Source organism: Pseudomonas sp. LB3P81 (assembly GCF_054897965.1).
The window spans coordinates 1,630,109-1,650,185 of the sequence record NZ_JBUBVG010000001.1 but is presented as its reverse complement, the minus strand read 5'-3'; the positions used below and the strand labels follow the sequence as shown (position 1 = coordinate 1,650,185).

Annotated in this window: 21 protein-coding genes; 14 read left to right on the top strand and 7 right to left on the bottom strand. The window is 58.9% G+C overall.

Annotated features, from left to right (window positions below; all coding sequences use genetic code 11):
* Positions 1 to 111 precede the first annotated feature (111 nt).
* The 5 genes from sucC (at position 112) to ACYZTL_RS07575 (ending at position 5,287) form a co-directional block, all read left to right on the top strand.
* On the top strand, positions 112 to 1,278 hold the full coding sequence (sucC, locus tag ACYZTL_RS07595; RefSeq protein ID WP_007898980.1) for an ADP-forming succinate--CoA ligase subunit beta: 1,167 nt from the start codon (positions 112 to 114) through the stop codon (positions 1,276 to 1,278).
* Positions 1,278 to 2,159 carry a succinate--CoA ligase subunit alpha gene (sucD, locus tag ACYZTL_RS07590; RefSeq protein ID WP_461951259.1) on the top strand — a complete coding sequence of 294 codons (882 nt, stop codon included), beginning with the start codon at positions 1,278 to 1,280 and terminating at the stop codon, positions 2,157 to 2,159. Before sucC ends, sucD begins: the two co-directional genes overlap by 1 nt.
* Positions 2,160 to 2,533: 374 nt before the next feature.
* A complete protein-coding gene (gene brnQ, locus ACYZTL_RS07585; RefSeq protein ID WP_461951258.1) occupies positions 2,534 to 3,847 on the top strand; it encodes a branched-chain amino acid transport system II carrier protein in 1,314 nt (437 codons plus the stop codon).
* A gap of 301 nt (positions 3,848 to 4,148) precedes the next feature.
* Complete coding sequence (locus tag ACYZTL_RS07580) at positions 4,149 to 4,886, top strand: DUF599 domain-containing protein (RefSeq protein ID WP_461951257.1); 738 nt, start codon at positions 4,149 to 4,151, stop codon at positions 4,884 to 4,886.
* Positions 4,886 to 5,287 carry an MAPEG family protein gene (locus ACYZTL_RS07575; protein ID WP_461951256.1) on the top strand — a complete coding sequence of 134 codons (402 nt, stop codon included), beginning with the start codon at positions 4,886 to 4,888 and terminating at the stop codon, positions 5,285 to 5,287. Before ACYZTL_RS07580 ends, ACYZTL_RS07575 begins: the two co-directional genes overlap by 1 nt.
* Before the next feature lie 66 nt (positions 5,288 to 5,353).
* Here the strand turns inward: ACYZTL_RS07575 and ACYZTL_RS07570 are convergent, their stop codons facing one another.
* A complete protein-coding gene (locus tag ACYZTL_RS07570) occupies positions 5,354 to 5,587 on the bottom strand; it encodes a hypothetical protein (RefSeq protein WP_461951255.1) in 234 nt (77 codons plus the stop codon).
* A 158-nt stretch (positions 5,588 to 5,745) separates the two neighbouring features.
* Between ACYZTL_RS07570 and ACYZTL_RS07565 the strand changes: the two genes are divergently transcribed.
* The 3 genes from ACYZTL_RS07565 to htpG all read left to right on the top strand — a co-directional run bounded on the left by ACYZTL_RS07565 (position 5,746) and on the right by htpG (position 8,657).
* On the top strand, positions 5,746 to 6,222 hold the full coding sequence (locus ACYZTL_RS07565; protein WP_461951254.1) for a PaaI family thioesterase: 477 nt from the start codon (positions 5,746 to 5,748) through the stop codon (positions 6,220 to 6,222).
* On the top strand, positions 6,219 to 6,671 hold the full coding sequence (locus ACYZTL_RS07560) for a PaaI family thioesterase (protein WP_461951253.1): 453 nt from the start codon (positions 6,219 to 6,221) through the stop codon (positions 6,669 to 6,671). The genes ACYZTL_RS07565 and ACYZTL_RS07560 overlap by 4 nt, the downstream gene beginning before the upstream one ends.
* Before the next feature lie 81 nt (positions 6,672 to 6,752).
* The gene (gene htpG / locus ACYZTL_RS07555) at positions 6,753 to 8,657 is read left to right on the top strand and encodes a molecular chaperone HtpG (protein WP_461951252.1); all 1,905 of its coding nucleotides are present in this window, start codon (positions 6,753 to 6,755) and stop codon (positions 8,655 to 8,657) included.
* 193 nt (positions 8,658 to 8,850) lie between these two features.
* On the opposite strand, the gene ACYZTL_RS07550 is transcribed toward htpG, so the two are convergent.
* The 5 genes from ACYZTL_RS07550 to purM all read right to left on the bottom strand — a co-directional run bounded on the left by ACYZTL_RS07550 (position 8,851) and on the right by purM (position 12,892).
* Entirely contained in the window at positions 8,851 to 9,711 is an 861-nt protein-coding gene (locus ACYZTL_RS07550) for a pirin family protein (RefSeq protein WP_461951251.1), read from the bottom strand.
* A gap of 61 nt (positions 9,712 to 9,772) precedes the next feature.
* Positions 9,773 to 10,189, bottom strand: a complete 417-nt coding sequence (locus ACYZTL_RS07545) for an OsmC family protein (RefSeq protein ID WP_461951250.1) — start codon at positions 10,187 to 10,189, stop codon at positions 9,773 to 9,775.
* Positions 10,190 to 10,461: 272 nt separating this feature from the next.
* Positions 10,462 to 11,175, bottom strand: a complete 714-nt coding sequence (locus ACYZTL_RS07540) for a DUF3108 domain-containing protein (protein ID WP_461951249.1) — start codon at positions 11,173 to 11,175, stop codon at positions 10,462 to 10,464.
* Between the two features lie 8 nt (positions 11,176 to 11,183).
* A complete protein-coding gene (gene purN, locus ACYZTL_RS07535; RefSeq protein WP_461951248.1) occupies positions 11,184 to 11,834 on the bottom strand; it encodes a phosphoribosylglycinamide formyltransferase in 651 nt (216 codons plus the stop codon).
* A complete protein-coding gene (purM, locus tag ACYZTL_RS07530) occupies positions 11,834 to 12,892 on the bottom strand; it encodes a phosphoribosylformylglycinamidine cyclo-ligase (RefSeq protein ID WP_008013877.1) in 1,059 nt (352 codons plus the stop codon). The genes purN and purM overlap by 1 nt, the downstream gene beginning before the upstream one ends.
* 384 nt (positions 12,893 to 13,276) lie before the next feature.
* On the opposite strand from purM, the gene ACYZTL_RS07525 reads away from it, so the two are divergent.
* From ACYZTL_RS07525 to ACYZTL_RS07500, 6 genes are all read left to right on the top strand, one after another.
* Positions 13,277 to 14,335 carry a DUF2066 domain-containing protein gene (locus ACYZTL_RS07525; protein ID WP_461951247.1) on the top strand — a complete coding sequence of 353 codons (1,059 nt, stop codon included), beginning with the start codon at positions 13,277 to 13,279 and terminating at the stop codon, positions 14,333 to 14,335.
* A 38-nt stretch (positions 14,336 to 14,373) separates the two neighbouring features.
* Positions 14,374 to 15,447 (top strand): AI-2E family transporter, encoded by a 1,074-nt coding sequence (locus ACYZTL_RS07520; RefSeq protein WP_461951246.1) that lies wholly within the window; start codon positions 14,374 to 14,376, stop codon positions 15,445 to 15,447.
* Between the two features lie 230 nt (positions 15,448 to 15,677).
* Positions 15,678 to 16,382: a DnaA regulatory inactivator Hda gene (hda, locus tag ACYZTL_RS07515; RefSeq protein ID WP_007936072.1), complete on the top strand. Its 705-nt coding sequence runs from the start codon at positions 15,678 to 15,680 to the stop codon at positions 16,380 to 16,382.
* A 203-nt stretch (positions 16,383 to 16,585) separates the two neighbouring features.
* Positions 16,586 to 17,212 carry a C40 family peptidase gene (locus ACYZTL_RS07510; protein WP_461951245.1) on the top strand — a complete coding sequence of 209 codons (627 nt, stop codon included), beginning with the start codon at positions 16,586 to 16,588 and terminating at the stop codon, positions 17,210 to 17,212.
* Positions 17,213 to 17,434: 222 nt separating this feature from the next.
* A complete protein-coding gene (locus ACYZTL_RS07505) occupies positions 17,435 to 17,971 on the top strand; it encodes a C40 family peptidase (RefSeq protein ID WP_461951244.1) in 537 nt (178 codons plus the stop codon).
* An 18-nt stretch (positions 17,972 to 17,989) separates the two neighbouring features.
* Positions 17,990 to 18,643: an O-methyltransferase gene (locus ACYZTL_RS07500; protein WP_461951243.1), complete on the top strand. Its 654-nt coding sequence runs from the start codon at positions 17,990 to 17,992 to the stop codon at positions 18,641 to 18,643.
* 92 nt (positions 18,644 to 18,735) lie between these two features.
* Here ACYZTL_RS07500 and ACYZTL_RS07495 read toward each other — a convergent pair whose 3' ends face one another.
* Positions 18,736 to 20,049 carry a PQQ-dependent sugar dehydrogenase gene (locus ACYZTL_RS07495; RefSeq protein ID WP_461951242.1) on the bottom strand — a complete coding sequence of 438 codons (1,314 nt, stop codon included), beginning with the start codon at positions 20,047 to 20,049 and terminating at the stop codon, positions 18,736 to 18,738.
* Positions 20,050 to 20,077 lie beyond the last annotated feature (28 nt).

Genomic DNA, 20,077 nt, shown 5'->3' with positions numbered 1-20,077 from the left:
GTAGTTGCACCGGTTGTCCGGAAAGGCTACGCAAGCAGCAGTCACAGGTGGTGCGGCACTTGAACAAGTGCAGCACCGAATGCGCAGTACCTAACGAAGACGGTAATAAGCATGAATCTTCACGAGTATCAGGGTAAGCAGCTGTTCGCTGAGTACGGCCTGCCAGTTTCCACCGGTTATGCGGTAGACACCCCGGAAGCAGCAGCAGAAGCTTGCGACAAAATCGGCGGCACCGAGTGGGTTGTCAAAGCCCAGGTCCACGCTGGTGGTCGCGGTAAAGCGGGCGGCGTAAAGCTGGTTCGCAGCAAAGAAGACGCCAAAGCATTCGCACAGCAGTGGCTGGGCAAGCGTCTGGTGACTTACCAGACTGATGCCAATGGTCAGCCAGTCACCAAGATCCTGGTTGAGTCGTGCACTGATATCGCTAAAGAGCTGTACCTGGGCGCTGTCGTTGACCGTTCGAGCCGTCGCATCGTGTTCATGGCTTCCACCGAAGGTGGCGTGGACATCGAGAAAATCGCTCACGACACCCCTGAGAAAATCCTCAAGGCCACTATCGATCCACTGGTTGGCGCTCAGCCATTCCAGGGTCGCGAGCTGGCATTCCAGCTGGGTCTGGAAGGCAAGCAGGTTGCTCAGTTCGCCAAGATCTTCGTAGGTCTGGCCAAGCTGTTCAAGGATCACGACCTGGCTCTGCTGGAAGTGAACCCGCTGGTGATCAAGGCTGACGGCGATCTGCATTGCCTCGACGCCAAGATCAACATCGACGCCAACGCCATGTACCGTCAGCCTAAGCTGAAGACTTTCCACGATCCGTCGCAAGACGATCCGCGCGAAGCGCACGCTGCCAAGTTCGAACTGAACTACGTAGCGCTGGAAGGCAACATCGGTTGCATGGTCAACGGTGCTGGCCTGGCCATGGGTACCATGGACATCGTCAACCTGCATGGCGGCAAACCAGCCAACTTCCTCGACGTGGGCGGCGGTGCTACCAAAGAACGCGTTACCGAAGCGTTCAAGATCATCCTGTCCGACACTAACGTCGCTGCAGTACTGGTCAATATCTTCGGCGGCATCGTTCGCTGCGACATGATTGCCGAAGGCATCATCGGCGCTGTGAAAGAAGTCGGCGTGAAAATCCCGGTTGTTGTTCGCCTTGAAGGCAACAACGCTGAGCTGGGCGCTAAAGTACTGGCAGAAAGCGGTTTGAACATCATCGCTGCTACCAGCCTGACCGACGCTGCTCAACAAGTCGTTAAAGCTGCGGAGGGCAAATAATGAGCGTCCTGATCAATAAAGACACCAAAGTTATCTGCCAGGGTATTACCGGTTCGCAAGGTAGTTTCCACACCCAGCAAGCCATCGAATACGGCACCAAGATGGTTGGCGGCGTAACTCCTGGTAAAGGCGGCACCGAGCACCTGGGTCTGCCAGTGTTCAACACCGTGAAAGACGCTGTAGCTGCCACTGGCGCCACCGCCAGCGTGATCTACGTTCCAGCTCCTTTCTGCAAGGACTCCATCCTGGAAGCAGCATTCGGCGGCATCAAGCTGATCGTCTGCATCACTGAAGGCATTCCTACCCTGGACATGCTGGATGCCAAGGTCAAGTGCGACGAGCTGGGTATCACCCTGATCGGCCCTAACTGCCCAGGCGTGATCACTCCAGGCGAATGCAAGATCGGCATCATGCCAGGTCACATTCACTTGCCAGGCAAGGTCGGTATCGTTTCCCGTTCCGGCACCCTGACCTACGAAGCTGTGAAGCAGACCACTGACGCCGGTTTCGGTCAGTCGACTTGCGTCGGCATCGGCGGTGACCCGATCCCGGGTTCGAACTTCATCGACATCCTGAAGCTGTTCCAGGAAGACCCGAAGACCGAAGCGATCGTCATGATCGGCGAGATCGGCGGTTCGGCTGAAGAAGAAGCGGCTGCCTACATCAAGGCAAACGTGACCAAGCCGGTTGTTTCCTACATCGCTGGTGTGACTGCTCCTCCGGGCAAGCGCATGGGCCATGCTGGCGCAATCATCTCTGGCGGCAAAGGCACTGCAGACGAGAAGTTTGCTGCCCTGGAAGACGCAGGCGTTAAAACCGTGCGTTCGCTGGCAGACATCGGCAAGGCTTTGTCCGAGCTGACCGGTTGGGCCGTCAAGTAAGCCTCGCGCTTAACTGACGCTTTACCAAACAAAGGCCACCTTCGGGTGGCCTTTGTTGTTTTTGAAGATCAAAAGATCGCAGCCTTCGGCAGCTCCTACAGGACATCGCATTTCCCTGTAGGAGCTGCCGAAGGCTGCGATCTTTTGATTTTTTAATACGTAAATGCGACACGACAATGTCGCAGATCGGAATGTTCGCCCCCAAACAGTGCGTTTGTCGCTCAAATTCGTTAGGCTAGCCGCCATTTTTGCGTCCGCATCCCACAAGGAAGCTTCGCGCTAAAGGGTCGGTCCTATGCGGACCGACAGCATTTCCCTCACCCATAAGGGAAATCCCTCTCTAAATTCCGATTCAGTAGTGTGGTATTTCCTTAATGAAAGTGTTGAAAGGCCAGGACATCCTGGCACTTGGTTTTATGACGTTTGCCCTGTTTGTCGGGGCTGGCAACATCATCTTCCCGCCTATCGTCGGTTTGCAGTCCGGGCCTCATGTCTGGATGGCGGCGCTGGGCTTTCTGATCACTGCGGTCGGTCTGCCGGTGATCACCGTTGTTGCCCTGGCCAAGGTCGGCGGCGCCATGGATGCCTTGAGCAGCCCGATCGGCAAAGTCGCCGGTGGCCTGCTGGCCGCTGCCTGCTACCTCGCCGTTGGCCCGCTGTTCGCAACGCCGCGCACCGCGACCGTATCGTTCGAAGTGGGCCTGGCGCCGCTGACCGGCGAAAGCCCGCTGGCGCTGTTCCTCTATAGCTCGGTGTACTTCCTGCTGGTGTTCTTCATCTCGCTCTACCCGGGCCGTTTGCTGGACACCGTAGGACGTTTCCTCGCACCGCTGAAGATCATCGCCTTGGCCGCTCTTGGCATCGCCGCGTTCGCGTTGCCGGCCGGTGACATCGGCGTGGCGACGCCTGAGTATGTGGCGGCACCGTTCTCCCAGGGGTTCATCAATGGTTACCTGACCATGGACACCCTCGGTGCGCTGGTGTTCGGCATTGTCATCGTCAACGCCATCCGCTCCCGCGGCGTCGAGTCGCCGGTGTTGATCACCCGTTACGCGATCATTGCCGGGTTGATTGCCGGCGTCGGGCTGGCGCTGGTGTATGTCAGCCTGTTCCGTCTCGGTTCGGGCAGCCATGAAGTGGCTGCTGGTGCTACCAACGGCGCGGCGGTGTTGCACGCTTACGTTCAACACACCTTTGGCTCATTGGGCAGCGGTTTCCTCGCGGTGCTGATCTCCTTGGCCTGCCTGGTAACAGCCGTCGGTCTGACCTGCGCCTGCGCCGAATACTTCAGCCGTGTGCTGCCACTTTCCTACAAGACTTTGGTCATCATCCTGGCCGCGTTCTCCCTGCTGGTGTCCAACCTGGGCCTCACCAAGCTGATCGCGTTCTCGATCCCGGTGCTCACCGCGATCTACCCGCCGTGCATCGCGCTGGTCGCTCTGAGCTTCTGCAAGGACTTCTGGCATGAGCAGGGCCGAATCGTCGGTCCGGTGATGCTGGTGTCGTTCATCTTTGGCCTGATCGACGCGCTCAAGGGCGCGGGTCTGGCGGAATGGATGCCGACGCAACTGGCTCATTTGCCGCTGAGCGAGCAAGGTCTGGCATGGCTGGTGCCGTCGGTCATGACGCTGGTGGTTGCGGTGGCTTGCGACCGCCTGCTGGGCAAGCGCGAAGAAGCGCTGGCTTAAGTCGCTTCACGGCCCGTCACAAGCGGGTCTTGAGCACACATGGAAATGCCCCGTATCAATCGATACGGGGCATTTTTTATGTGCGTGATGCAGTGTCTTTTTCCTTACGCTAACGTCGAAGCATTGCAAATCCCATGTGGGAGAGAGCCTGTTTGGCGAGGGAGCTTGCTCCCGCTCGGCTGCGAAGCAGTCGCAAAGCTTTTGGGGCCGCTTCGCGACCCAGCGGGAGCAAGCTCCCTCGCCACACAGGCTCGCTCCCACAGGGTTTCGGTTCCTCCGCAAACACATCACAAGGACCTGCATGTCGTTCATCCACACCAACCTGATCCACATTCTTGCCGCTGTCTGGTTTGTCATCTGCTGGGGCGGCTACACCCGTTATGCGACGTGGAAGGGTCGCGACACCGCGTGCCTGGCCAGTGTGCTGCACCTGTACCGCGAAGACTGGATGCGCCGCATGCTGCTGCGGGACAACCGCATCGCCGACGCCAGTGTGGTCGGCAACCTGGAACGCAACGCTTCGTTCTTCGCCTCCAGCACACTCATCATCCTCGCCGGTATTCTCACCGTGCTGGGCGCGTCGGAGAGGGCGGTGTCGTTGCTGGCGGATATCCCGATGGTGCAGCAGGCCTCCCAAGGGATGTCCGAGATCAAGTTGCTGTGCCTGGCGCTGGTGTTTGTGTATGCGTTCTTTACGTTCAGCTGGTGCATGCGCCAGTACAACTTCGCGGCCATTCTGATCGGCTCTGCACCCATGGTCGGCGAGCGGCATGTCTCGGAGCAGGAGCGCAAAGCCTTTGCTGCACGGGCGGCGCGTGTCATCTCAATGGCCGCCAACCAGTTCAACTTCGGCCTGCGCTCCTATTACTTCGGCATGACCATGCTGGCCTGGTTCGTCAGCCCCTGGTTGTTCATGTTGATGAGTGCCGGCGTGGTGCTGGTGCTCTATCGCCGGGAGTTTCATTCCGACGTTCTCGACGTGATGGTCTATACCCCTACAGAGGCGCCATTGCCTGAAGCGATCAAAGAGGCTGCTTGATGAGTATTCCGTTCTGGTGCGTGTTTGTCAGCGCCTTGCTGATTTACGTGGCCCGCATGCCGGTGGCCAAGGCCATGAAAGAGCAGGGCGGTTACAACAATCACCTGCCACGCCAGCAGCAGGCACAACTCACCGGCTTCGGTGCCCGAGCGGTGGCGGCCCATCAGAACTGCTTCGAAGCCTTCATATTGTTCGCGGTGGGGGTGTTGATGGCGCACACCACACAGACGGCGGGATGGCTGATTGATTCGCTGGCAATCATCTTCGTGATTACGCGCATCATTTACTTATTGTGCTATTGGGGCGATCTGGCCTGGCAACGAAGTCTGGTGTGGTTTGTCGGACTAGTGTGTTCGTTTCTGCTGATGATTAGTCCGACTTTTAGAACTATTTTGCTCTAACGGGGCAAATGACAGGCGAAAGAAAACCCGCACTTGGCGGGTTTTCTTTATCACGCTAAAAACGTTTTAGTTTTTAGGTGCTTCTTTTGCAGCTGCTTCGTTCGATTCAGCCTGAGCTTTGGCAGCTTCGGCGTTTTCTTTCGCTGCGTCGTTCACTTTATCCTGAGCTTTGTTCATGTCTTGCTGAGCTTGCTCAGCATGTTGGGTGGCATCTTGAGCTTTGTCCTCGGATTTTTTATCGCAGGCAGCGAGACCGAGGGAAGCGGTCAACATCAAGGCAATAGCTAAAGTCTTACGCATGGGGTGTTTCTCCTTATGGAAATTATCTACTGGCCTTTCGAGCACAGCCATCAGGGTTAAGTTCCTCAATTCATTCAGATATATAAGATTATTCCCACGGGAACTTTTACCGAATACGCCTAGTGCGATGTCGGAATACTAAGAAGAGTTTTTATCAAATGGCCGAAAACCCCGTTTTTGAGCGCGCGACGCGATTTTTATCGGCATTGCGACACTGTCAGGTACTCGGGCTGCGAGTTCACAGCGCCAGCAGCGACGGGCTCACCGTCATTTTGCCTTACAGCCCGCAAATCATCGGTAACCCGCAAACCGGCGTGATCCACGGCGGTGCGCTGACTTCCTTGATGGACACCGCGTGTGGCATGTCCACCCTTTGCGTGCTGCCCGAGTTCGAAGTCTGCCCGACCCTCGATTTGCGCATCGACTACATGCACGCGGCCGAGCCGCATAAAGATGTGTATGGCTTTGCCCAGTGTTACCGGGTCACCACGGACGTGATCTTCGCCCGTGGTTTTGCCTATCAGGACGATCCCGAACAGCCCATCGCCCACGTCGTGGGCACGTTCATGCGCATGGGCAAGGGCATCAAAGGCACCAAAGGGTTTGGTGGCGCCATCGCCGGAGGAGCGAAATGACCGACAACTTCAAGGAACAACTGCAACTGGCCCATGAACAGGGCGACTATGCCGCGCTGCTGCACCTGATTCCCTACGCCAAATTGATCGGTGTCGAATGCTCACGGGTCGGGGATGACCTGCTGTTTCGCCTGCCGGCGAACAAAGACAACATTGGTAACCCTTTATTGCCGGCGATTCATGGCGGAGTGATTGCCGGGTTCATGGAGCTGTCCGCCGCGCTGCACCTGCTGATTCTCACCGGTTCGCCGGGCGTTCCGAAGATCATCGACTTTTCCCTCGACTACCTGCGCGCCGGGCAGTTTCGCGACACTTGGGCCAGATGTCAGGTGTGCCGTCAGGGGCGGCGTGTCGCAAACGTGGCAGTGACCGCCTGGCAAAGCACCGAAGTCGAACCCATCGCCACCGCCCGTGCCCACTTCAAAATCGATGAGCCCTTGAAATCCTGATCCGAGCCCCCAACTCTGATGACAACCCGCCGCCGACCCTTAAGGTCGCGGCCACTGCCATCTGATTGGAGTTTGATGACCATGAGTGTGGAAACTCAAAAGGAAACCCTGGGCTTCCAGACCGAGGTGAAGCAACTGCTGCACCTCATGATCCATTCGCTGTATTCCAACAAGGAAATTTTCCTTCGCGAATTGATCTCGAACGCCTCTGACGCTGTCGACAAATTACGTTTCGAAGCCCTGTCCAGGCCTGAGTTGCTGGAAGGTGGCGCCGAACTGAAAATCCGTGTGAGCTTCGACAAGGACGCCAAAACCGTCACCCTCGAAGACAACGGTATCGGCATGAGCCGTGAAGATGCGATCACCCACTTGGGCACCATCGCCAAATCCGGCACCGCTGATTTCATGAAGCACCTGTCTGGCGATCAGAAAAAAGATTCGCACCTGATCGGTCAGTTCGGTGTCGGTTTCTACTCGGCCTTCATCGTCGCCGACAAAGTCGACGTGTTCAGCCGTCGCGCCGGTGCTGCCGCCAGCGAAGGCGTGCACTGGTCGTCCAAGGGCGAAGGCGATTTCGAAGTTGCCACCGTCGAGAAAGCCGAGCGCGGCACCCGTATCGTCCTGCACCTGAAGTCCGGTGAAGACGAGTTCGCCGATGGCTGGCGCCTGCGCAACATCATCAAGAAGTACTCCGACCACATCGCTTTGCCGATCGAGTTGCCGAAAGAAGTGGCAGCTACTGAAGGTGAAGAGAAGCCGACCGCTGAATGGGAAACCGTCAACCGCGCCAGCGCCCTGTGGACCCGTCCTCGCACCGAGATCAAGGACGAGGAATATCAGGAGTTCTTCAAGCACATCGCTCACGACTACGAAAACCCGCTGAGCTGGAGCCACAACAAGGTCGAAGGCAAGCTCGAATACAGCTCGCTGCTTTATGTTCCGACCCGCGCTCCGTTCGACCTGTACCAGCGTGAAGCGCCGAAAGGCCTGAAGCTGTACGTACAGCGCGTGTTCGTCATGGACCAGGCCGAGTCGTTCCTGCCGCTGTACCTGCGCTTCATCAAAGGCGTGGTCGATTCCAACGACCTGTCGCTGAACGTGTCGCGGGAAATCCTGCAGAAAGACCCGATCATCGATTCCATGAAGTCGGCGCTGACCAAGCGCGTGCTGGACATGCTGGAAAAACTGGCGAAGAACGAGCCTGAGCAATACAAGGGTTTCTGGAAGAACTTCGGTCAGGTCATGAAAGAAGGCCCGGCAGAAGATTTCGCCAACAAAGAGAAAATCGCCGGCCTGCTGCGTTTTGCGTCCACTCAGGGTGAAGAAGGCGAGCAGGTTGTAGGTCTGGCCGAGTACCTGGCGCGCGCCAAGGAAGGTCAGGACAAGATTTACTACCTGACCGGCGAAACCTACGCGCAAGTCAAAAACAGCCCGCACCTGGAAGTCTTCCGCAAGAAAGGCATCGAAGTGCTGCTGCTGACCGACCGCATCGACGAGTGGCTGATGAGCTACCTCAGCGACTTCGATGGCAAGAGCTTTGTCGACGTGGCGCGTGGTGACCTGGACCTGGGCAACCTGGACTCGGAAGAGGACAAGAAAGCCGCGGAAGAAGTCGCCAAGTCCAAAGAAGGTCTGGTCGAGCGTCTGAAAACTGCACTGGGCGATTCGGTTGCTGAAGTACGGGTTTCCCACCGTCTGACCGATTCCCCGGCGATTCTGGCCATCGGCGAACAGGACCTGGGTATGCAAATGCGTCAGATCCTCGAAGCCAGCGGTCAGAAGGTGCCGGATTCGAAGCCGATCTTCGAGTTCAACCCGGCTCACCCGCTGATCGAGAAGCTCGACAACGAGCAAAGCGACGAGCGCTTCGGCGACTTGTCGAAAATTCTCTTCGATCAGGCGGACCTGGCGGCCGGCGGCAGCTTGAAAGACCCGGCGGCGTATGTGCGCCGCCTCAACAAGCTGTTGGTTGAACTGTCGGTTTAACAACGCCGTATAAAAAAACCCGCTTCGGCGGGTTTTTTTATACCTGGGCTTTTAGTGGGCGGTGGCAGGCAGGGCCCCTTCGCGGGCAAGCCCGCTCCCACAAGGTTCGGTGGTGTTCACTCATGTTGGGCAACACAGCTGACCCTGTGGGAGCGGGTTGCCCGCGAAGGCGGTATAACTTACAGCGAATAGCCTAAGGCAGTTCGATCCGCTCAACTTCCCCTGGCACCGTCGGCCAATCCCCGGCCGCCCAACGTCGGCGTGCTTCATCAATAGCCGCCGGATCGCTCGCCACAAAATTCCAGTTGATCCTTCGCGGCCCATCCAGTGGCGCGCCACCCAACAGCACCGCATGACAGTCGCTCTCGGCGAACAGCGTCATTTCCTCCCCCGCAGGCAGCACCACCAGCGAATGCGGTTCTATCAGCTCGCCATCGAGTTGCACCCCGCCGCTCAACACATACAGAGCCCGTTCTTCATGCTCGGTGGGGATCAGCAGCGTGGTCGCTGTCTGCAGGTTCAGTTCCGCGTACAGCGTAGGAGAAAGCACCGGCACCGGGGATTCCAGGCAAAAGCCTGACCCGGCGATCATCCGGATCTTCACCCCAAGGTTGTCGCTGACCGGCAATGTGGCCGCCGGATGATGGCTGTAGTATCCCGGGCCTTGCTCATGATCCTTGGGCGATGCCAGCCAGATCTGCAAACCGTGCATCGTGAATCCGCTTTCCTTCAATGCCTCGGGCGTGCGCTCGACGTGGGCAATGGCGCTGCCTGCGGTCATCCAGCTGACATCGCCGGCCTCCACCACCTGATCGGAACCGAGGCTGTCCTTGTGCTGGATTTTTCCTTCGAACAAGTAGGTGAGGGTCGACAGACCAATGTGCGGGTGCTGACGGATATTCATGCCTTTGCCCGCCGGATATCGGGTTTCCAGCATGTGGTCGAAAAACACAAAAGGCCCGACGCTGCGGCATCTGGCTGACGGCAGCGGACGAAAAATCGGCTGGCCTTCGACATCTTCGGCGCGGGGGCGGATCACGAGCGGAGTGTTCATGGTGCATTCCAGGCTGAGCGGGTGACGCATGGAGCATAACCCGCTTGGCCGGGCCTCGCCGCTATTGGCTGAAGGCACCTTCGGACAGATGGGTTTCGATGCTGACGTCGGTGGTGGTCATCAGCTTGTGCACCGGGCAACGGTCGGCCACGCGGTGCAGTTCGTCGCGCTGGGCATCGGTGAGCACACCCTTGAGGGTCAGTTTGACGTGCAGGGCGTACTTGCCTTTCTGTTCTTCACTGTTGTCGCGTTTGACCTCGACCGTGACACCGGTCAGCGGGATGTCTTTTTTCTTGGCATACAGCTTCAGGGTCAGGGCCTTGCAGGCACCGAGCGCGGCGTCGAAGTAATCGTGAGGCTCTGGCGCAGTGCCTTCGCCACCGACATCTTTGGGTACATCGGCAAACAGTTCGTGCTCATCGATCTGGACGCTGTGACGAAAACCTTCGGCGGAAACGGTATTGACGGTAACAGTCATGGGAAACCTCACAGGCAGCAGGAAAAGTCATTCGATCAAAAAAGACGTTGAAGTTATAGAGCAGTCCTTCTGTTTCGCGTTCCACTTTTTTGTCGATGACCCCGCAATTCCCTGTGGCGAGGGAGCTTGTCGGATCGCCGCACCGTCCCGCTGGGTTGCGAAGCGACCCCAAAAAGGGGACTGCTACGCAGTCCAGCGGGAGCAAGCTCCCTCGCCACAGCATTAGACGAAAAAAAGCCCCGCAATTGCGGGGCTTCTTGTTTCGATCCGGATCAGCTGCCTTTGACAGCCTTGCCGTTGACCTTGCCGTCGAGGAGCATGATGTTGTACTCCTTGCCGTCGGTTTCGACCTGTTGCAGGCGGACCAGCAGGTAATCCCAGTCCTTGGCGAACCACAGCACGGTGATGCGCTTGCTTTGTGTCGGGTCGCGCACGCGCTCGACCTTGATCGCGTCGATCTGGCCAGCCTTGGTGTCGACCTTTTCCGAACCCAGCACGCGGAAGTCATAGGTGTCGACTTCGCCATTATCGACTACCTGATAGCTCATGCTTTTCTTGCCGGCGGCCACGTCGTGTTGCAAGGCCAGCTGATAAGTGGATTTGTCGACCATGCCGCGGTTGAGCGGGATCTTGACCGCGTCGCCGCGATCGGTGCCGGTGACCATTTTGGTGGTCCAGTCAAAGTCCAGGTCAGCCTTTTTGGCTTTTCCCAGGCCACCGCGTTCGAAGTGGTAGGACTGTGGCAGCAGGGTGTCCTTGTCCAGGGTCAGGGTGCTTTCTTCGGTCAGGCTGGCGATCATCATCGAGGCCTTGAAGCTGAGCTTCCAGACGCCGTTGGCTTCCTTGGTCAGGCTGCGCTCGGCAGTGCCGCTCATTGGAAGCTGCTTCCAGTCGGCGGTGTAGCTGGCGGAGAAGGGTTGAAGTTCTGTTGCCTGCGCGAAAGGCAGGGCAAGCAGAGCGCAAGCGAAGAGCAGGGCGCGACGCATAAAATCTCCTAGGTTCGAATCAAGTGGCCGCTGGCCGCGAGTAACTTGCCATCCAGTAAAGCACCTTGTTCGCCGAGTGATAAACGGCCTTCGGCAAACCAGCGTACGGCCATCGGGTAGATCAGGTGTTCCTGGGTGTGAACTCGCTGCGCCAGACTCTGCGGCGAATCGTGCAACTCTACCGGTAATACTGCCTGTACGACCAGTGGTCCGCCATCGAGTTCCTCGGTGACAAAGTGCACGGAACAGCCGTGTTCAGTGTCGCCAGCCTCCAGCGCGCGCTGATGGGTGTGTAACCCTTTGTATTTGGGCAGCAGCGAGGGGTGGATGTTGAGCAGGCGACCCGCGTAGTGGCGCACGAAGTCAGCGCTGAGGATGCGCATGAAACCGGCCAGTACCACGAGTTTGGGATTGAAGGCGTCGATCAGTTCGATCAGCGCGGCGTCGAAGGCTTCGCGGCCTTCGAAAGCCTTGTGATCGAGGGTGCGGGTGTCGATACCCGCCTCCCTGGCGCGTTGCAGGCCGTAGGCGTCGGCGCGGTTGGAAATCACCGCGGCGATGCGGACCGGGCTGTCGCCGGTCCGCGTGCTGTCGATCAGGGCCTGCAAGTTACTGCCGGTGCCGGACAACAGCACCACCACATCACAGGTGACGGACATTAATGAGCCTTGAGGTTTTTCAGTTCAACCTGAGCCGCGCCTTCGGCAGCGGTGGCGATCTGGCCGATGACCCAAGGCTGCTCGCCGGCTTCACGCAGCACGTTCAGCGCGGTTTCAACGTGCTCTTGAGCCACGCAGATCACCATGCCAACGCCGCAGTTCAGCACGCGGTGCATTTCGTTTTCGTCGACGTTGCCTTTCTCTTGCAGCCAGTCGAACACGGCAGGGCGAGTCCAGCTTGCAACGTCAACCACCGCTTGAGCGCCTTTTGGCAGTACGCGCGGGATATTGTCCAGCAGGCCGCCACCGGTGATGTGGGCCATGGCTTTGACCGCGCCGGTTTCCTTGATCAGCTTCAACAACGGCTTCACGTAGATACGGGTCGGAGCCATCAGCAGGTCGGTCAGCGGCTTGCCGTCGAGCTGGATGTTTTCGATGTCGGCACCGGACACTTCGATGATCTTGCGGATCAGCGAGTAGCCGTTGGAGTGCGGGCCGGAAGACGGCAGGGCGAGCAGGGCATCGCCGGCAGCGACTTTCGAACCGTCGATGATTTCGGATTTTTCCACGACGCCGACGCAGAAGCCCGCCAGGTCGTAGTCTTCGCCTTCGTACATGCCAGGCATTTCAGCGGTTTCGCCGCCGACCAGGGAGCAGCCGGACAGTTCGCAGCCCGCGCCGATGCCGGTCACGACCTGGGTCGCGGTCTCGACGTTGAGTTTGCCGGTAGCATAGTAGTCGAGGAAGAACAGCGGCTCGGCGCCGCAGACCACCAGGTCGTTCACGCACATGGCCACCAGGTCGATGCCGATGCTGTCGTGCTTGTTCAGGTTCAGCGCCAGACGTAGCTTGGTGCCGACGCCGTCGGTGCCGGAAACCAGCACAGGCTGTTTGTAGCCGGCCGGGATTTCGCAGAGGGCGCCGAAACCGCCCAGGCCGCCCATGACTTCCGGGCGCGCAGTGCGCTTGGCGACGCTCTTGATGCGTTCGACCAATGCTTCACCGGCGTCGATGTCTACACCGGCGTCCTTGTAGCTCAGGGAGGGTTGCTTGCTCATGATCCAGGCCTTTAGGGGGGATTCAGGGGTAACGACCGAGTCCAGTGGGACCGCCGAAACAAACGAAGGGCATGTGCCTTGCGCGAATTTCAGGGTGCCCGGCTGTTGCCGGTCTGCGAAGGCGCGCGATTTTATCAGGCTTGAGGGGCAGCGGCCATCCTCAGGCCGACAGCAGGGGCATATCGATACAAAAAAACCGGTATTGCCCGTGTTGGTCGCCTCCCGCTTGGCTGTATAAGGTATCGCGATTATCCGTCTATCGTTATGGCAGTGCGAAAAACTTAACCGGGACGTGTGAATGTTTTGCGTCGGGCGATGGTCACAGCCTTGCTCGATTGTCTTCATGCGGTCAGTTCCAGCCGCTCTTGTCGTCAGGAATCTTCCATGCGTTTTTTCAGATCATTGTTTGTGGGTTGTTTGTCTCTGGTCAGCCTGGCGAGTCATGCCGAAACCGTCAAAGGCCTTTATCAAGTGCGCGAGCCCGTCACCAGTCAGGCGGCAGAAGAACGCGATCAAGCCACCCAGCGCGCGCTCGACACGCTGGTGTTGCGCCTGACCGGCGATCCCAAGGCTGCGCAAAGTCCGGGGCTGGCGGCCATTCGCAAGGAGCCGCAGCAGATCATCAGTCAGTACGGTTTCGATGCCGGCCCGCCGGAAGTGCTGAAAGTTGATTTCGACCCGGCCAGCACCGAGCAGGCGTTGCGCCGCGCCGGTTTGTCGCTTTGGGGTGCGAACCGGCCGTCGATCCTGGTCTGGTGGTTGAATGACTCCACCGAGGGTTCGAGCCTGGTCGGTGATGGCCAGGCCAGCGCCGCGCCACTGCGTCGCGCGGCGCAACACCGTGGTCTGCCGCTGCGTTTGCCGCTGGCGGACCTGAGCGAGCAACTGGTCGCCACGGCGCCGAATCTTGAAGGCACGGATGCGGCGCCCTTGCGCGGCGCATCGGATCGTTACAACGCTGACGCCTTGCTGGCCGTGCATGCCCGTGAAGAGGGCGGTCAGTGGCAGGCCAAATGGCATTTGTGGCTCGGCGATCAGAAGGAAGCGGGCAGCGTGCAGGGCGCGGATCAGGCCGCCGTCGCCGATGCGGTGCTGCTGGCGGTCAGTCAGCGTCTGGCGCCACGCTTTGTGGTCAAACCGGGTGTCTCGGGTGAGCAGTTGCTGGAAGTGCAGGGCATGAATCTGGAGCGTTACGCGACGCTTGGGCGTTTGCTTGAGCCGTTTAACGCGCGCCTGCAGAGTGTCGACGCTGACCGGGTTCTCTACCGGGTCAATGGCAGCGCCGAGCAGTTGCGCTCGCAGTTGTCGCTGGCGAAGTTGCAGGAGGTTCCGGCGGGTGAGGCGCGGGCACCGACGGCGCCTGTTCAGCCGGTGGTCCAAGGGGCGGCGCCTGCTGCAGCGCCAACGCCTGCACCGGTGCCGCAGTTGCGTTTCCGTTGGTAAGGTTTTCTTTCTTTATATAGATGCATATGGAGTGGTACATGGCCGATACGCGGCGTTGGTTCTGGTTGGGCGGGGTGGTTCTGCTCTGCGCGTTTATCTGGCTGTTGCATCCGATTCTGACGCCGTTTCTGGTAGCGCTGTTGTTGGCGTATCTGTTCGACCCGCTGGTGGATCGGCTGGAGAAGGCCGGCCTGTCCCGGACTTGGGGGGTGGTGGCGGTGTTCGCGCTGTTCACCTTGATTTTCACCACCTTGTTGCTGGTGCTGGTGCCGATGCTCGCCAAGCAGTTGTTTCGCTTGTATGAACTGGCACCGCAGATGCTCGACTGGTTGCAGCACACTGCATTGCCGTGGGCACAGTCGAAGTTCGGGCTGTCGGACGGTTTCTGGAAGTTCGACAAGCTCAAAGCGGCCATCAGCGAGCACATGGGCCAGACCACCGACATCGTCGGCGTGGTGCTGAGTCAGGCGACCGCTTCCGGTCTCGCGTTGATCGGTTGGCTGGCTAATCTGGTGCTGATCCCGGTGGTGAGCTTTTATCTGCTGCGGGACTGGGATGTGATGGTGGCCAAGATTCGCAGCCTGCTGCCCCGTGACCGGGAAGAACGTGTGGTGACCCTGGCGGGTGAATGCCATGAAGTGCTTGGTGCGTTCGTGCGCGGGCAGTTGTTGGTGATGGTGGCGCTGGGTGTGATCTATTCGGCGGGCCTGATGCTGGCAGGGCTGGAGCTGGGGCTGCTGATCGGGATGATCGCCGGCCTGGCGGCGATTGTGCCGTATATGGGGTTTGTCATCGGGATTGGCGCGGCGCTGATTGCTGGCCTGTTCCAGTTTGGTGGCGACTTGTACCCCATGGTTGGCATTGTCGCGGTGTTCATGGTCGGCCAGGCGCTGGAGGGTATGGTGCTGACGCCGTTGCTGGTGGGCGACCGGATCGGCCTGCACCCGGTGGCGGTGATCTTTGCGATTCTGGCCGGTGGTGAGCTGTTCGGTTTCACCGGCGTGCTGCTGGCGCTCCCGGTGGCGGCGGTGATCATGGTGCTGGTGCGCCATGTGCATGATTTGTATAAAGATTCGGATATCTACGGCGGCGTCGACGAACCCAAGCTCTAGGGTTCGCCGATGACGCGTCGCGGGCGGTCTGGTTCAGTGCCAGGCTGGCCCGTGTCCCATGGGCGGCTGTCACTTGCGCTGCCAAAGAAACGCTCATGAAACCGGTGTGATAACGCAAACCTTTGATTTTGCTTATGGTCTGTCGCATTGTGCGGTCAGCTTCACGGGTATAAACTTCGCAAACTTTACACAGAGGCCACTAACGGTTCCTTTGGAACTGTTCAGTCAGCATGAAACCGATTCAGCTGCCCCTAGGTGTGCGTCTGCGTGATGACGCTACCTTTATCAATTACTATCCAGGCGCCAATGCCGCTGCACTCGGCTATGTCGAGCGGCTGTGCGAAGCCGACGCTGGCTGGACCGAAAGCCTGATTTACCTCTGGGGCAAGCACGGGGTAGGGCGCACACATTTGTTGCAGGCAGCCTGCCTGCGCTTCGAACAGATGGGTGAGCCGGCGGTATATCTGCCACTGGCCGAGTTGATGGATCGCGGCATCGAAATTCTCGACAACCTCGAACAGTACGAACTGGTCTGCCTGGATGATCTGCAGGCGGTTGCCGGCAAGGCGGACTGGGAAGAGGCGTTGTTCCATCTGTTCAACCGACTGCGTGACAGCGGTCGACGGCTGCTCATTGCAGCCTCGACATCACCGCGTGAATTGCCGGTGAAGCTGGCGGACCTGAAATCCCGTCTCACGCTGGCGCTGATCTTCCAGATGCGACCGCTGTCCGACGAAGACAAATTGCGTGCCTTGCAACTGCGTGCATCCCGTCGTGGATTGCACCTGACCGATGAAGTCGGGCATTTTATTTTGACCCGTGGCACTCGCAGCATGAGCGCGCTGTTCGAGTTGCTTGAGCGTCTCGATCAGGCCTCTCTTCAAGCTCAGCGCAAGCTGACCATTCCGTTTCTAAAAGAGACGCTGGGCTGGTAAACACTGGGTTTTTGGCATATTTCAGGCGCCAAAAAGTTCGCTTTCCTACAGGGTGTAGGCCGCGCGAGCGTCTAAATGGGGCTTAAGCGCTTAGATGGAAGCGCGAAACCGGAAAGTCACATAAAGTTCGATTGAATTTGCAAATGAGGATGATAGCGGGCATAGTCTCGGCTTCTTTACAACTATCAGCCACGGTCGTGCCCATGCTAAATCGCTTTGCACCCCTCGTGCCTCTCGCACTCGTCACCCTGTTGTTCGGTTGCGCTGCCCACTCTCCAGTGTCGGAGCAAGCGCCTCAACAGCAGGTAAAAAATTCAGTAACTGCGCAATCCTCTTCCGTCCTTTTCCAGGAAGAGCTGGCCGCCGATAAAGAACTGGCAGACTTCGCCGATGGCAAGTCCTACCAGCTTCCGGTTCTGGCCGACAGCATTCTCGAACGTGGCATGTCCCTGATCGGTACCCGTTACCGTTTCGGCGGCACCTCCGAGGCTGGCTTCGATTGCAGCGGCTTCATCGGTTATCTGTTCCGTGAAGAGGCCGGCATGAACCTGCCGCGTTCCACTCGCGAAATGATTAACGTGGACGCACCGCTGGTTTCTCGCAGCGCCCTCAAGCCAGGCGATCTGCTGTTCTTCGCCACCAATGGCCGTCGCGGTCGTGTCAGTCACGCGGGGATCTACCTCGGTGACAACCAGTTCATCCACTCCAGCAGCCGCAAAAGCGGTGGTGTCCGGGTCGATAGCCTGGGCGACAGCTACTGGAACAAGACCTTCATCGAAGCCAAGCGCGCACTCGCGATGGCCCCGACCGTGGTCACGGCACGCAAGTAATGCTTCAGCCTGTCGCCACCTCAGTGGTGACAAAAAGCCTCTCTGCAACAAAGTAGGCGGACAGTTTGTAAGGCGAACTTAAAGTCTTACTTGAAGTTTGCCGCATAGCCGCTAGAATCCTGATCTATTATTGATGGCAAACCGCCTGCGTCCTGCGCAGGCGGTTTTCTTTTCTGCCCTGTCGGCAGAAAAAAGCCGCAGCCAGATCAGGATGTTCTGCAGATGACGATGTCGGCCCGCCTCGCACTCATGTTCTTCGCAGCGCTGCTCAGCGCCTGTGCCAGCCGCACACCGCCGCCTGCACCGGTGGTTCGCGCGCCGATTGTTTTCGGTTCTCCCCAAGCTTTTTCGCCTGAGGCAGAGGATGTGCTGTTTCGTGCGTTGGGTCTGGTCGGCACGCCTTATCGCTGGGGCGGCAACACGCCGGATTCCGGGTTCGATTGCAGCGGCCTGATCGGTTATGTCTACCGTGACGTCGCCGGCATTTCCCTGCCGCGCACCACCCGCGAGATGATCAGCATGCAAGCGGCCAATGTTGGCAAGGAAGGCCTGCAAACCGGTGACCTGATTTTCTTCGCCACCAAAGGCGGCTCTCAAGTCAGTCACGCCGGGATCTACGTCGGCGAAGGTCGCTTCGTCCATGCGCCGGCCACGGGCGGCACGGTGAAGCTAGACAGCTTGTCCAAAGCGTATTGGCAGAAAGCCTACCTGAGCGCCAAGCGTGTTCTGCAACCCGAGCATCTGGCGCGCAATCCTTAGTTCCAAGAGGTTGTTGTCATGACCGCCCGCACACTCAATCTCGACGATTCCCTGTATCAATACCTGCTCGACGTTTCCCTTAGGGAAACGCCGCTGCTCAAGCGTTTGCGCGCTGAAACCCAGGCGCTGCCGATGGCGCGCTGGCAGGTGGCGCCGGAACAGGGGCAATTCCTCGCCTTGCTGGTGAAGCTCACCGGCGCCAGGCGATTGCTGGAAGTCGGCACGTTCACCGGTTACAGCGCGTTGTGCATGGCGGCGGCATTGCCGGATGACGGTTCGTTGATCTGCTGTGATATTCCCGGCGACTACAACGCTACGGCGCGCCGTTACTGGCAGGAAGCGGGGCTCGCTGAACGAATTGACCTGCGCCTGGCGCCTGCGCTGGAAACCCTGGCTCAGTTGGATCAACCCGAACAATTCGATTTGATTTTCATTGATGCCGACAAGGCTAACTATCCAGCCTACCTGGAGCACGCGCTGCGTCTGCTGCGCGTTGGTGGTCTGGCGGTGTTCGATAACACGCTGTGGAGCGGGCGGGTGCTTGAGCAGAATCCCGAGAGTGAAGATACCCGAGCTATCCAGGCGCTTAATCTCGCGTTGAGAGATGACTCGCGTGTGGATTTGTCGCTGTTGCCGTTAGGCGATGGATTGACGCTCTGCCGCAAGAAGTAGGTGTGCGCTGAAAAGATCGCAGCCTTCGGCAGCTCCTACATTGGATGGCATACACCCTGTAGGAGCTGCCGAAGGCTGCGATCTTTTAACGTTTACTTAATTGCAGAAACCCGCCACACCTTATTCCCCACATCATCCGCCACCAGCAAATCACCCTGCTGATCAATCACCACACCCACCGGCCGGCCCATTGCTTTCTTCTCTTCATTGAGGAAACCCGTGAGCACATCAACCGGTTGCCCAGTCGGTTTGCCGGCACTGAATGGCACGAAAATCACTTTGTAACCACTGTGCGGCTTGCGGTTCCACGAACCATGCTGGCCGATGAAGGCGCCTTCCTTGAATTGCGCCGACAGCGTGTTGCCTTCAGCAAACGTCAGGCCCAGTGACGCGGTATGCGGGCCGACGGCGTAGTCTGGCGCGATAGCCTTGGCGACCAGGTCCGGGTTTTGCGGCTCGACGCGAATGTCGACGTGCTGGCCGTAATAACTGAACGGCCAGCCGTAGAACCCGCCGTCCTTCACGGAAGTGATGTAGTCCGGCACCAGGTCGCTGCCGATTTCATCCCGCTCGTTGACGGCCGTCCACAAAGCGCCGCTCTGCGGTTCCCACGCCATGCCATTGGGGTTGCGCAGGCCGGAGGCGAAGATCCGGTGATTGCCGGTGGCGCGATCCACTTCCCAGATCGCCGCGCGACCTTCTTCCTGATCCATGCCGTTTTCGGCGACGTTGCTGTTGGAGCCCACCGTGACGTACAGCTTGCTGCCGTCCTTGCTGGCGATGACATTTTTGGTCCAGTGGTGATTCAGTGTGCCGCCCGGCAGATCAACCACTTTGATCGGCTGTGACTTGATTACCGTGTCGCCATTCTCATAGTGAAAACGCAGCAAGCGGTCGGTGTCGGCGACATACAGGTCATTGCCGACCAGGGTCATGCCGAAGGGCGAATTGAGGTTTTCCAGAAACACCGTGCGGGTTTCGGCGATGCCGTCGTGGTCCTTGTCCCTCAACAGCGTAATGCGGTTCGGGCTGGGTACGCCGGCACCCGCGCGGCCCATGGCTTTCTTCATCACCCAGCCTCTAACGCCTTTGCCATCGTCGGGTTTGGGCGGTGCGTTGGTTTCGGCGACGAGCACGTCACCGTTCGGCAGCACATACAGCCAGCGCGGGTGATCGAGGCCTTCGGCGAACGCGGCCACCTGAGTGCCCGCTGCGGCGGTGGGTTTCGCACCGTCCGGCCAGCCGATCGCCGGGGCGATGTTCACCGTCGGGATCAGGGTTTTGTTCGGTTCTGGCAATTTGGGCGACGGGCCGGTGCCGTCGGAGACTTGCAGGGTAGAGGTTTCACCGCAGGCGGCGAGCCCTCCGGCGAGGGCGATGACGAGAACGAGCTGGCGCTTGTGCATGCTGATCTTCCCTATAAATGCAGTGACC

Excerpts from the sequence above, each read along its gene's own strand:
- sucC (WP_007898980.1), top strand. The coding sequence starts at position 112 with ATGAATCTTCACGAGTATCAGGGTAAGCAGCTGTTCGCTGAGTACGGC.
- sucD (WP_461951259.1), top strand. The coding sequence starts at position 1,278 with ATGAGCGTCCTGATCAATAAAGACACCAAAGTTATCTGCCAGGGTATT.
- brnQ (WP_461951258.1), top strand. The coding sequence starts at position 2,534 with ATGAAAGTGTTGAAAGGCCAGGACATCCTGGCACTTGGTTTTATGACG.
- ACYZTL_RS07580 (WP_461951257.1), top strand. The coding sequence starts at position 4,149 with ATGTCGTTCATCCACACCAACCTGATCCACATTCTTGCCGCTGTCTGG.
- ACYZTL_RS07575 (WP_461951256.1), top strand. The coding sequence starts at position 4,886 with ATGAGTATTCCGTTCTGGTGCGTGTTTGTCAGCGCCTTGCTGATTTAC.
- ACYZTL_RS07570 (WP_461951255.1), bottom strand. The coding sequence starts at position 5,587 with ATGCGTAAGACTTTAGCTATTGCCTTGATGTTGACCGCTTCCCTCGGT.
- ACYZTL_RS07565 (WP_461951254.1), top strand. The coding sequence starts at position 5,746 with ATGGCCGAAAACCCCGTTTTTGAGCGCGCGACGCGATTTTTATCGGCA.
- ACYZTL_RS07560 (WP_461951253.1), top strand. The coding sequence starts at position 6,219 with ATGACCGACAACTTCAAGGAACAACTGCAACTGGCCCATGAACAGGGC.
- htpG (WP_461951252.1), top strand. The coding sequence starts at position 6,753 with ATGAGTGTGGAAACTCAAAAGGAAACCCTGGGCTTCCAGACCGAGGTG.
- ACYZTL_RS07550 (WP_461951251.1), bottom strand. The coding sequence starts at position 9,711 with ATGAACACTCCGCTCGTGATCCGCCCCCGCGCCGAAGATGTCGAAGGC.
- ACYZTL_RS07545 (WP_461951250.1), bottom strand. The coding sequence starts at position 10,189 with ATGACTGTTACCGTCAATACCGTTTCCGCCGAAGGTTTTCGTCACAGC.
- ACYZTL_RS07540 (WP_461951249.1), bottom strand. The coding sequence starts at position 11,175 with ATGCGTCGCGCCCTGCTCTTCGCTTGCGCTCTGCTTGCCCTGCCTTTC.
- purN (WP_461951248.1), bottom strand. The coding sequence starts at position 11,834 with ATGTCCGTCACCTGTGATGTGGTGGTGCTGTTGTCCGGCACCGGCAGT.
- purM (WP_008013877.1), bottom strand. The coding sequence starts at position 12,892 with ATGAGCAAGCAACCCTCCCTGAGCTACAAGGACGCCGGTGTAGACATC.
- ACYZTL_RS07525 (WP_461951247.1), top strand. The coding sequence starts at position 13,277 with ATGCGTTTTTTCAGATCATTGTTTGTGGGTTGTTTGTCTCTGGTCAGC.
- ACYZTL_RS07520 (WP_461951246.1), top strand. The coding sequence starts at position 14,374 with ATGGCCGATACGCGGCGTTGGTTCTGGTTGGGCGGGGTGGTTCTGCTC.
- hda (WP_007936072.1), top strand. The coding sequence starts at position 15,678 with ATGAAACCGATTCAGCTGCCCCTAGGTGTGCGTCTGCGTGATGACGCT.
- ACYZTL_RS07510 (WP_461951245.1), top strand. The coding sequence starts at position 16,586 with ATGCTAAATCGCTTTGCACCCCTCGTGCCTCTCGCACTCGTCACCCTG.
- ACYZTL_RS07505 (WP_461951244.1), top strand. The coding sequence starts at position 17,435 with ATGACGATGTCGGCCCGCCTCGCACTCATGTTCTTCGCAGCGCTGCTC.
- ACYZTL_RS07500 (WP_461951243.1), top strand. The coding sequence starts at position 17,990 with ATGACCGCCCGCACACTCAATCTCGACGATTCCCTGTATCAATACCTG.
- ACYZTL_RS07495 (WP_461951242.1), bottom strand. The coding sequence starts at position 20,049 with ATGCACAAGCGCCAGCTCGTTCTCGTCATCGCCCTCGCCGGAGGGCTC.